We start from the raw sequence: 10,188 nt of genomic DNA, 5'->3' as shown, positions 1-10,188 counted from the left end.
AAATTCCGAAATCCCTATCTGCTAACGCAGATAGGGATTTTGTTTTTGTGCTCGAAAAACCCCCCCAAGCGCTGGACAACCCTTTCCACCGCCCCCAGGCTCTTGCAGCTTGCAGCTTGCAGCTTGCAGCTTGCAGCTTGCAGCTTGCAGCTTGCAGCTTGCAGCTTGCAGCTTGCAGCTTGCAGCTTGCAGCTCAATTTCTGAATATAAAAAAACCACCGTAAGGTGGTTTTTTTATGCTTAGGTCTTTAATCGCCGTAATAAATACAGCCGCTGGTGCATGTTTCATGAATTCGAATGGCAGACAGTTCTGGAAGCAGGGGCTTGAGCTGTTGCCAAATCCACTTCGCCAATACTTCGCTGGTTGGATTTTCCAGGCCTGGAATGTCGTTCAGGTAGTTATGGTCAAGCCGCTCATATAGCGGTTTGAAAATCGCTTTGATTTCCGAGAAATCACGTATCCAGCCGGTTGCAGGATCAATGTCGCCACTCAAATGGATCGCAACCTTAAATGAATGTCCATGCAGACGACCGCATTTATGGCCTTCCGGGACGTAAGGCAAGCGATGCGCTGATTCGAAGGTAAACTCTTTAAAAATTTCCACAGTGTTTATTGCTCTGAAGAGGTGGCTATCGCTTTGGCGATGAATGCAGGCCGGCAGTTTAGCAGTTAACGCCGTGCGAACAAAAACTGTGGTCCATGTCAGCGACAGTAGACCTTCGGATTCAGTTTCGATTAAGCCAACAACGCTATAGTTCGGTTTTAAACGTGGGAGGTCAGTGGTCTCAGTGAATCAGTACGTACGCTGCTGTGTTGCGCTCCTGCTCTGCACGTTTTCCTGCTTGGCCATCTCGCGAGACCTAGGCCAGGATGAAGCGCTGCGTTTACGAGAAAAAGGGGCCATCTTGCCCTTGGAGCAATTGCTTCAAAAGGCATTCCAGCATCATCCGGGGGCCAAGCTGCTTGAGATAGAGCTTGAAGAGGATGACGACATTTACGTGTACGAGGTTGAGCTGCTGACTCAGGGCGGTGTTGTCCGTGAGCTCAAGTTGAATGCCGCTGACGGCCGATTGCTCAAAGATGAGGTTGATGATTAATGCGGTTGTTGCTGGTAGAAGACCACGTCGCTTTGGCTGACGAACTGATAGGCGGGTTAACGCGCCAAGGATATGCCGTGGACTGGCTGGCCGATGGCCGTGATGCCCTGTATCAGGGACAAAGTGAGCCGTATGATCTGATCATTCTGGATCTTGGGTTGCCCGGTGTTCCCGGTATCGATGTCCTCAGGCAATGGCGTGCACAGGGGCTTGCTACGCCAGTACTGATTCTGACCGCCCGCAGCTCATGGTCTGAACGAATTGAAGGGCTCAAGGCCGGTGCCGATGATTACGTGACCAAACCCTTCCACCCCGAAGAATTGCAACTGCGAGTACAGGCGCTGCTGCGCCGTTCCCATGGTCAGTCGAACCAGCCGCTACTGAAGTCCGCAGGGTTGCACTTGGATGAGTCACGCCAAACTGTCGTCAGTGGCGAGAGTGAAGTACAACTGACCGCTGCCGAATTTCGCCTGCTGCGTTACTTCATGCTTCATCCACAGCAAATTCTGTCCAAAAGCCATCTGGCCGAGCATCTGTACAACGGCGAGACCGAGCGTGACTCCAATGTACTTGAGGTTCATGTTAACCACATACGGCGCAAGCTCGGACGCTCTGTTATTGAAACCCGCCGCGGCCAGGGCTACATCTTCGGGGCAGCCGAGCAGTGAAGTCCATTCAACGGCGCTTGAGCATCGGCCTGATCAGTGTCCTCTTGATATCGGGCCTGGTGGTCAGCCAGATCAGCCTCTGGTTATTTGAAAATGGCCTTCAGCGTTATTTAGAGTCTGACCTGCAAATTGACAGTGAAAATCTACTGATCGCACTGAATCGCGGTCCTCAAGGCTTGCAATTGGACGAGCGACGACTTTCGCCCGCTTACCATCGACCTTTTTCGGGGCATTACTTCAGCATCGAATTTGGCGACACTCAATGGCGTTCGCGTTCTTTGTGGGACGCGCAATTACCCAGACCTCAACGACCCGGCCTGGCGAGCACACTTCAACCTGGGCCAGAAGGGCAGATGTTGTTGCTTATGCGCACTGATTACCAGCGTTTTGGTCAGCCTGTTTCTATCACGGTGGCTCAGGACTACACGCCTATTCGTGAAAGCTTCAAGCAAGTGCAGAGAATTGGTCTAAGCATTGGCCTCTTGACCCTCATGATCATCCTGCTCATGCAGCGCCTGACAGTCCGCCGGGCACTTCGGCCACTGGAAACGGCACGTAAACAAATTGTGCAGTTGCAATCAGGTCTGCGCTCACAGTTGGATACTCAGGTTCCTATAGAACTTGAGCCTCTGGTTACACAAATAAATGACCTGCTGACCTACACCGAAGACACGTTGAAACGTTCGAGAAATGCATTGGGTAACCTAGGGCACGCCTTGAAAACGCCTCTGGCCGTTTTATACAGCGTGATCAATGACCCGCAACTGGAACGCTGTCCTGACCTGCAAAAAAGTCTGCGCGAGCAGATTGAGCACATACAGCAGCGCATGGAGCGTGAACTCAATCGCGCTCGTTTGGCCGGTGATGCCTTGCCAGGGGCACAATTTGACGGGGATGTCGAACTGCCTGCACTGCTGTCGACTCTCAGCATGATTCATGGCGACCACTTGCAACTTGTGTTGAATGCAGAACCCGGCCTGCATATGCCCTGGAACCGTGAAGATATGCTCGAGTTACTCGGCAACCTATTGGACAACGCCTGTAAATGGGCCGATTCTCGGGTTGAACTGAGTGTTAGCCAGAGCTGCGATGGTTTTGTCATCTCGGTACAAGACGATGGTCCTGGCATTCCTGAGGCTGAGCGTGGTCAGGTATTGAGTCGAGGGGCTCGTCTGGACGAGCAGGTCAGCGGGCATGGTCTTGGGCTAGGCATCGTGCGCGATATTGTGCAGGCCCTGGGGGGGCAGATGCAGCTAGAAACCAGTACGCTGGGCGGACTGTCAGTAAACATAGAGCTGCACAGGCGTAAACGGTAAAAAGCGACGGCTGAGCACTTCAGCCGTCGCTTTTCTGTTACCGCACCAGCCTTCAAAAAATCAGACGCGGAACTGATCCATCAAGTTCTGTTGCTGGTTTGCCAGCGAGTTCAACGACTGACTCACCCGCGCCGACTCATTGGCTTGTCCGGACAACGACTCGGTGACGTCGCGAATCGTAGCCACGTTATGGTTGATCTCTTCGGCCACCGCACTTTGCTCTTCGGCAGCACTGGCGATCTGCAAGTTCATGTCCGTAATCACCGTGACCGCTTCGCCGATTTGCTGCAAAGCGGTGACTGCTTGCCCTACTTGCTCGACACTGCCTTGAGCCTGGCGATGACTGTTGCCCATGGATGTCACAACTTCTTGAGTGCCAACTTGCAGTTGCTCGATCACTTGGCGGGTTTCTTCGACTGACTCCTGCGTGCGTCGCGCCAGGTTGCGCACTTCGTCAGCCACAACCGCAAATCCACGCCCAGCTTCACCGGCACGTGCGGCTTCAATTGCCGCATTCAGGGCGAGCAGGTTGGTCTGTTCGGCAATCGCGCGGATGACCTCCAGAACCGAACCAATTTTCTCGCTGTTGGCCGCCAGGCCTTCCACCTGGATCATGGCCTCGCTCATATCGGCAGCCAGGTGATCGATGCTGTTGGTAGTGCGATCAATAATGGTCAGACCCTGGCGCGTTGCCTGGTCGGCATCGCGGGCGGCTTGTGCGGCCTGTGCAGCGCTACGTGCGACGTCCTGGGCCGTTGCGCTCATCTCATGAGACGCTGTGGCCACCTGGTCAACCTGGCGGTACTGCTGCTCCATGCCCGCACTGGTCTGGGTTGCAATCGCCGCCGACTGATCCGCCGTGCTGCGTGCGTCCTGAACCGAGCGTTTGACCTCGGCAATGATTGGTTGAAGTTTATCGAGGAAGCGATTGAACCAGCCCGCCAGTTGGCCTAGCTCATCTTTCTTGTCGTAGACCAGACGACGTGTGAGGTCGCCTTCACCACTGGCAATGTCCTCAAGCATGCGTGCAACGCCGAGTATCGGGCGGGTAACGCTGCGGGCCATCAACCACACCAGCAACAAACCGATGATCGCAGCCAGTGAGCCAAGCCCCAACTCGATCAGGGTTCCTGTGTTATTACGTTTTTCCAGATCAGCTTGTAGTGCCTGGGCTGGGCCTACCAGGACCTTTTCAGGCACATCGAGTAAGACCCCCCAGGGTTTGCTGCCAGGAATAGGTAGGAAAGGGGTCAGGACTTTCAAGCGTTGATGGCTGCGGATGCTGTCCGTCTCATTTGCCGAGGTCATCAACTCAATCAGCTTGGCGCCATCATCCGGATCCACCTGGTTCAGGCGCAGGCTAAGTTTACTGGCATCGGCACTGAAGCCGGAGAGCAAGCCTGCCGAGGTGATGATGCCGACATGGGTTTGCCCGTTGTAGAGCTTTTTGCTGGCTTGCAGGCTCATCTCTTGCAAGCTGTTGAGGTTGATATCCACCGAGAGCGAAGCAATGACCTTGCCATCGACCATCAGCGGGAAGACGATGCTGGTCATCAGCACGCGCTGCCCGTCAATGTCATAAAAGTAGGGTTCGATAATGCACGGTTTCAGCGTCGTGCGTGGGCAGGTAAACCATGAGTTATTAGCCTGTCCGCTCGGTCCGATGCTGGTGTCGGTCATATCGGTTTCAGGCAATGCCATTGAGGTCAGCTTGCCGGGTGTCGGTTGCGACCAGTAAAGCGCAAAGCGGCCTTTGTCATTGCTCCCCAGTGCCTGTTGGTGGTCAAACAGCTTGTCTTTGCCATCCAGTGCATTGGCTTCAAACACCAGCGACAAACCCAGCAAGTCCGGGTTGGCCTGTAGCGCCGCCTTGACTTGGCGAGTCAGGTCCTCACGCAGATCGAAGGCATCCAGAAAGCGCTTTTCGGATTGCTCACGCAAAAACAGAACCTGGCGGGCAAACCCGTTTCCGTACTGGTAGGCGTCCATGAACTGACGGCTGATGGCCTGAGCCTGTGCTTCACCTTGAGCTTCAATGCGGGCCTGGGCTGACTCATTGAGCATCTGTGAGCTTGAGGCTTCAACCAGATTGGAGGTGTACTCCATGCGGTAGATAGAAAGCCCTACCAACAGGGCAACAACACCCACAAGGCAAAGTCCGGCGAGAAGAGTGATTTTCCACTGTATGGAAAGCTGTCTGAGCGACATGGAGACATCCTAGAAAGAGGCTTTTACCCTTAGCGGCCATTTGACATATTTCTTTACGATAAAAATGAAATTTCATCTTAAAAAAGCAACGCTAAAGCCCTGTAAACATTAGGGATAAGCCTGTTTTCGGGTGTTTGTTGATCGTCCTGGGCCCGTTTTTTGACAAGGCGGCGATGCTGCTGCAAAGTGTGCGCCCTCAAATATGTCCTCCCTTCCTGATCCGGCGACTGGAACCGCAGTCGATTGTCCGGAATTTTCCGCTTTACGGTGTTTTTATCGTGGTGCGCACTATGAGGTTGTAATGATGAATGCAGTAATTGCCGCGGTCGGCATCATGTTGGTGCTCAGTCTGTCCCGCGTGCATGTCGTAATCGCTCTGATTGTGGGGGCCGTTGTCGGCGGTCTGGTCGGGGGGTTGAGCATCGAGGCAACACTCGAGGCGTTCAACAGCGGTTTGGGCGGTGGTGCCACCGTTGCGTTGTCTTACGCACTGTTGGGCGCTTTTGCGGTGGCGATTGCCAAGTCCGGGCTGGCTCATGCCCTGGCTGACAGGGCGCTGGCGATGGTCAACAAGCAACAGGCCGTCGGCGGCAATCGCGTCAAATGGCTATTGGTCAGTCTGCTGCTGGTGGTCGCGATCTGTTCGCAGAACATTCTGCCGATTCATATCGCCTTTATCCCGCTGCTGGTTCCGCCTTTGCTGTATGTGCTGACCAAGCTCAAGATTGACCGCCGTCTGGTGGCCTGTGTCATGACGTTTGGCTTGATTACGCCATACATGTTCCTGCCGGTCGGCTTCGGCAATATCTTCCTTAATCAGATTCTGCTCGCCAACGTCAGCAAAAGTGGCGTGGATATCAGCCAGGTCAATGTTACCCATGCGATGGCCATCCCGGCGCTGGGTATGCTGGTGGGGCTGTTGGTGGCGGTGTTCATCAGCTACCGCAAAAAACGCGAGTATGACTTGGCCAAGATCGAGCAGGTTGAACAGACCGCAATCAGTTATAACCCCCTGACACTGCTGGTGGCCGGGGTTGCGATTGCGGCTGCGTTCATTATCCAGCTCTGGCTGGGCTCCATGATCATCGGTGCCCTGGTTGGCTTCCTGATCTTTTCTGTGTCCGGCATTGTTCGTTGGCGCGAGACCGACGACCTGTTCACAGAAGGCATGAAAATGATGGCCATGATTGGTTTCATCATGATCGCCGCCTCAGGCTTTGCAGAGGTCATGAAAGCCACCGGTGAAGTGAAATCCCTGGTCGAAGCGTCTGCAGGATTGATCAATCACAGCCAGGGCGTCGGTGCCTTGCTGATGCTGCTGGTCGGCCTACTGGTGACGATGGGGATCGGTTCATCTTTTTCGACAGTGCCAATTCTGGCTGCGATCTTCGTACCGCTGTGTGTGCAGTTGGGGTTCAGCCCGATGGCGATTGTCTGCATCGTCGGCACTGCGGGCGCCCTGGGTGATGCAGGCTCACCAGCCTCGGACTCCACGCTAGGCCCAACCTCTGGTTTGAATATTGACGGTCAGCACCACCACATATGGGACACCGTGGTGCCCACTTTTGTGCATTACAACCTGCCACTGCTGGCCTTTGGCTGGGTGGCGGCAATGATCTTGTAAGGCCGGGCCTTCAGGGTAATTCGATCCGGCCGTTCTCTCCGGGGACGGTCGGCCAGTCGCCCGTGGCCCAGCGGCTTCTTGCCCGCTCAATCAAGGCCCGATCACTGGCCACGAAATTCCAGTTCATGCGCCGTGGTCCATCAAGCGGTGCTCCACCGATCAGAACCGCGTGGCAATCGCTGCCTGCACTCAGTGTCAGCGCTTCTCCTGCCGGCAACAGCACCAGGCTCTGAGTTTCTAGTGTTTGGCCTTCCAGCTGTAAATCGCCTTGCAACACATACAGTGCCCGTTCCTGATGCTCATCAGGGATCAACAGGGTAGTGGCTGTTTGCATGTGTATTTCGGCATACAGCGTAGGGGAGAGCACGGGCACCGGTGACTCCAGGCAAAAGCCTGTCCCAGCAATCAATCGGATTCTGACGCCCAGGCTGTCGCTCATGGGCAGGCTGTCCGCGGTGTGATGGCTGTAAAAGCCTTCGCCTTGCTCGTGCTCTTTGGGTGACGCCAGCCACACTTGCAGGCCGTGCAAGGTCGAGCCTTGAGCACGTAACGCAGAGGGGGTGCGCTCGATATGAGCAATTGCTGCGCCTGCGGTCATCCAGCTGACTTCACCGGGGCCCACCTGCTGGTCAGAACCCAGGCTGTCTTTGTGCTGTAACTGGCCTTCGAACAAGTACGTCAGGGTTGATAGGCCGATGTGTGGGTGTTGCAGGATATTCATCCCATCGCCTGGCGGGTAATGCTTCAAGAGCATGTGATCGAAAAATACAAATGGCCCGACACTGCGACATTTGGCTGACGGCAGCGGGCGCAAGATAGGCTGGCCCTCTATCTCTTCGGCGCGCGGTTGAATCACGGTGAATGGTGGCATGTGGCTGTCCACGCTAAAAGAGAGGGCGTTGAGCATAACCCAACGCCTGTGAGGCTGGCATTACTGGCTGAATGCACCTTCTGACAAGTGAGTTTCGATGGTGACCTCAGCGGTGGTCATCAGCTTATGCACTGGGCACTTGTCGGCGATTTTATGCAGCTCATCGCGTTGTGCATCAGTTAACACGCCCTTGAGGGTCAGTTTGACGTGCAGCGCATACTTGCCTTGTTGCTCTTGGCTGGCATCGTGCTTGACCTCAACGGTGACTCCGGTGAGGGGGATGTTTTTCTTTTGTGCATAAAGCTTAAGCGTCAACGCCTTGCACGCGCCCAGTGCCGCATCGAAATAATCGTGGGGAGACGGCGCAGAACCGTCGCCACCAATGGATGTAGGAACATCAGTAAACACTTCGTAATCGTCGATTTTAATGCTGTGGCGAAAACTTTCGTGAGACACGGTATTCACGGTAACAGTCATGGCAAACCTCAGAGGGCAGTGATAAAGGTCCTGATCTTTATAGAGCACTCTGCGAATTGTACGTTCCATGGGCAAAAAAAATGCCCCGACCAGGTCGGGGCATTTTCAGTGAGCGGGGGAGGGCTTACTTGCCTTCCCAGCGCTTCAGGACCAGCGTGGCGTTAGTGCCACCAAAGCCGAAGCTGTTGCTCATCACGGTGTTGATGGTGGCATCTTCACGCGTTTTGGTCAGCACTGGCATGTCTGCAACCGCTGGGTCCAGCTCATCAATGTTGGCGGAGCCAGCAATGAAGTTACCTTCCATCATCAACATGCAGTAGATCGCTTCGTGAACGCCCGCGGCGCCCAAGGAGTGACCCGACAGGCTCTTGGTCGAGCTGATAGGCGGTGCCTTGTCAGCGAAGACTTCACGAATACCTTTCATCTCAGCCACGTCGCCAACCGGAGTCGAGGTGCCGTGGGTGTTGATGTAGTCGATCGGTGCATCAACAGTCGACATTGCCATCTGCATGCAGCGGATAGCGCCTTCGCCGCTCGGAGCAACCATGTCGTAGCCGTCGGACGTTGCGCCGTAGCCAACGATTTCGGCGTAGATCTTGGCGCCACGTGCCAGAGCGTGTTCCAGCTCTTCGACCACCACCATGCCGCCGCCACCGGCGATGACGAAACCGTCACGGTCGGCGTCGTAGGCGCGGGAGGCTTCTTCCGGGGTGTCATTACGCTTGCTGGACAGAGCGCCCATGGCGTCGAACAGGAACGATTGGCTCCAGTGCTCTTCTTCACCACCGCCAGCAAATACGATGTCTTGCTTGCCCATCTGGATCTGTTCCATGGCGTGACCGATGCAGTGAGCACTGGTGGCGCAGGCAGAAGCGATGGAGTAGTTCAGGCCCTTGATCTTGAATGGGGTCGCCAGGCAAGCCGAAACGGTGCTGCTCATGGTCCGAGTTACACGGTATGGACCGACACGCTTGACGCCTTTCTCGCGCAGGATGTCCAACGCTTCCATCTGGTTCAGGGTCGACGCACCACCGGAACCGGCGATCAGGCCAGTGCGCGGGTTGGAGACTTGCTCTTCGGTCAGGCCCGAGTCAGTGATGGCGTCTTTCATGGCCAGGTAGGCGTAAGCCGCTGCGTGGCCGACAAAGCGGTAGATCTTGCGATCGATCAGTTCTTCAAGGTTCAGGTCAATGGAGCCGGAAACCTGGCTACGCAGACCCATTTCAGCGTATTCCGGGTTGAAGCGGATGCCAGGGCGACTAGCACGCAGGTTAGCGGAGACGGTCTCTTTGTCATTGCCCAGGCACGAAACAATGCCCAGACCAGTGATAACGACGCGGCGCATGCGGATAACCCTTAAAAGTTGTCAGTTGAAGTGAACACGCCGACCCGAAGGCCTTCAGCGGTATAAATCTCGCGACCGTCGACAGTCACCGAACCATCGGCAATGGCCAGGTTCAGCTTGCCCTTGAGGACGCGTTTGATCTGAATGTTGTAGGTGACTTTCTTGGCGCTCGGCAGAACCTGGCCAAAGAACTTCACTTCGCCCGAACCCAAGGCGCGACCGCGGCCTGGCAAGCCTTGCCAGCCCAGGTAAAAGCCTACCAACTGCCACATGGCGTCGAGGCCCAGGCAGCCCGGCATTACCGGATCGCCTTCAAAGTGGCAGGCAAAGAACCACAGGTCTGGAGTGATATCCAGCTCGGCGACCAATTCACCTTTGCCGTACTTGCCGCCTTCTTCACTGATATGGGTAATGCGATCCACCATCAGCATGTTAGGGGCGGGCAGTTGCGCGTTACCTGGGCCGAACAGTTCGCCGCGGCTACAGCGCAGCAGATCTTCCCGAGTAAAGGCGTTTTGTTTGGTCATGCGAGCTCCTCAATAATCCCATGCGGCAGGGTGGGGCAAATCTTCCCGACCAAC

10 protein-coding genes and 2 pseudogenes are annotated in these 10,188 nt (G+C 55.4%); 5 read left to right on the top strand and 7 right to left on the bottom strand.

The annotated features are described in order from the left end of the window. A partial coding sequence (locus tag NTD86_RS02295; RefSeq protein WP_262200541.1) for a hypothetical protein occupies window positions 1-224 on the top strand: 224 nt, incomplete at its 5' end. Window positions 225-248: 24 nt separating this feature from the next. On the opposite strand, the gene queD is transcribed toward NTD86_RS02295, so the two are convergent. After that, entirely contained in the window at window positions 249-605 is a 357-nt protein-coding gene (gene queD, locus NTD86_RS02290) for a 6-carboxytetrahydropterin synthase QueD (RefSeq protein WP_082136262.1), read from the bottom strand. A 238-nt stretch (window positions 606-843) separates the two neighbouring features. Between queD and NTD86_RS02285 the strand changes: the two genes are divergently transcribed. The 3 genes from NTD86_RS02285 to NTD86_RS02275 are packed head-to-tail and all read left to right on the top strand — an operon-like array spanning window position 844 to window position 3,082. Beyond that, on the top strand, window positions 844-1,098 hold the full coding sequence (locus tag NTD86_RS02285; protein WP_262200540.1) for a PepSY domain-containing protein: 255 nt from the start codon (window positions 844-846) through the stop codon (window positions 1,096-1,098). Beyond that, on the top strand, window positions 1,098-1,766 hold the full coding sequence (locus NTD86_RS02280; protein WP_262200539.1) for a response regulator transcription factor: 669 nt from the start codon (window positions 1,098-1,100) through the stop codon (window positions 1,764-1,766). Before NTD86_RS02285 ends, NTD86_RS02280 begins: the two co-directional genes overlap by 1 nt. Further along, the gene (locus NTD86_RS02275) at window positions 1,763-3,082 is read left to right on the top strand and encodes a sensor histidine kinase (protein ID WP_262200538.1); all 1,320 of its coding nucleotides are present in this window, start codon (window positions 1,763-1,765) and stop codon (window positions 3,080-3,082) included. Before NTD86_RS02280 ends, NTD86_RS02275 begins: the two co-directional genes overlap by 4 nt. A 60-nt stretch (window positions 3,083-3,142) precedes the next feature. Here NTD86_RS02275 and NTD86_RS24295 read toward each other — a convergent pair. Next, window positions 3,143-3,667: pseudogene (locus NTD86_RS24295) on the bottom strand (methyl-accepting chemotaxis protein); the annotation flags it as partial. Between the two features lie 333 nt (window positions 3,668-4,000). Continuing rightward, window positions 4,001-5,071, bottom strand: a pseudogene (locus tag NTD86_RS24290) (HAMP domain-containing protein); the annotation flags it as partial. Window positions 5,072-5,594: 523 nt separating this feature from the next. Here NTD86_RS24290 and NTD86_RS02265 point away from each other — a divergent pair. Beyond that, on the top strand, window positions 5,595-6,914 hold the full coding sequence (locus NTD86_RS02265) for a Na+/H+ antiporter family protein (protein ID WP_262200545.1): 1,320 nt from the start codon (window positions 5,595-5,597) through the stop codon (window positions 6,912-6,914). A gap of 10 nt (window positions 6,915-6,924) precedes the next feature. Here NTD86_RS02265 and NTD86_RS02260 read toward each other — a convergent pair whose 3' ends face one another. The 4 genes from NTD86_RS02260 to fabA form a co-directional block, all read right to left on the bottom strand. Continuing rightward, on the bottom strand, window positions 6,925-7,785 hold the full coding sequence (locus tag NTD86_RS02260; RefSeq protein WP_262200544.1) for a pirin family protein: 861 nt from the start codon (window positions 7,783-7,785) through the stop codon (window positions 6,925-6,927). Between the two features lie 60 nt (window positions 7,786-7,845). Continuing rightward, window positions 7,846-8,262 (bottom strand): OsmC family protein, encoded by a 417-nt coding sequence (locus tag NTD86_RS02255; protein WP_262200535.1) that lies wholly within the window; start codon window positions 8,260-8,262, stop codon window positions 7,846-7,848. A 124-nt stretch (window positions 8,263-8,386) separates the two neighbouring features. Beyond that, the gene (gene fabB / locus NTD86_RS02250) at window positions 8,387-9,607 is read right to left on the bottom strand and encodes a beta-ketoacyl-ACP synthase I (protein WP_262200534.1); all 1,221 of its coding nucleotides are present in this window, start codon (window positions 9,605-9,607) and stop codon (window positions 8,387-8,389) included. Between the two features lie 11 nt (window positions 9,608-9,618). Next, entirely contained in the window at window positions 9,619-10,134 is a 516-nt protein-coding gene (fabA, locus tag NTD86_RS02245; RefSeq protein WP_003190035.1) for a 3-hydroxyacyl-[acyl-carrier-protein] dehydratase FabA, read from the bottom strand. Window positions 10,135-10,188: the final 54 nt, after the last annotated feature.

Source organism: Pseudomonas sp. 7P_10.2_Bac1 (genome assembly GCF_025465935.1).
Taxonomy (GTDB): domain Bacteria; phylum Pseudomonadota; class Gammaproteobacteria; order Pseudomonadales; family Pseudomonadaceae; genus Aquipseudomonas.
This window is presented reverse-complemented; position numbering and strand designations above follow the sequence as displayed.

What these genes read in the sequence shown, in the direction of transcription:
- NTD86_RS02265 (WP_262200545.1), top strand. Translation starts at nt 5,595, where the DNA reads ATGAATGCAGTAATTGCCGCGGTCGGCATCATGTTGGTGCTCAGTCTG.
- fabB (WP_262200534.1), bottom strand. Translation starts at nt 9,607, where the DNA reads ATGCGCCGCGTCGTTATCACTGGTCTGGGCATTGTTTCGTGCCTGGGC.
- NTD86_RS02260 (WP_262200544.1), bottom strand. Translation starts at nt 7,785, where the DNA reads ATGCCACCATTCACCGTGATTCAACCGCGCGCCGAAGAGATAGAGGGC.
- NTD86_RS02255 (WP_262200535.1), bottom strand. Translation starts at nt 8,262, where the DNA reads ATGACTGTTACCGTGAATACCGTGTCTCACGAAAGTTTTCGCCACAGC.
- NTD86_RS02280 (WP_262200539.1), top strand. Translation starts at nt 1,098, where the DNA reads ATGCGGTTGTTGCTGGTAGAAGACCACGTCGCTTTGGCTGACGAACTG.
- fabA (WP_003190035.1), bottom strand. Translation starts at nt 10,134, where the DNA reads ATGACCAAACAAAACGCCTTTACTCGGGAAGATCTGCTGCGCTGTAGC.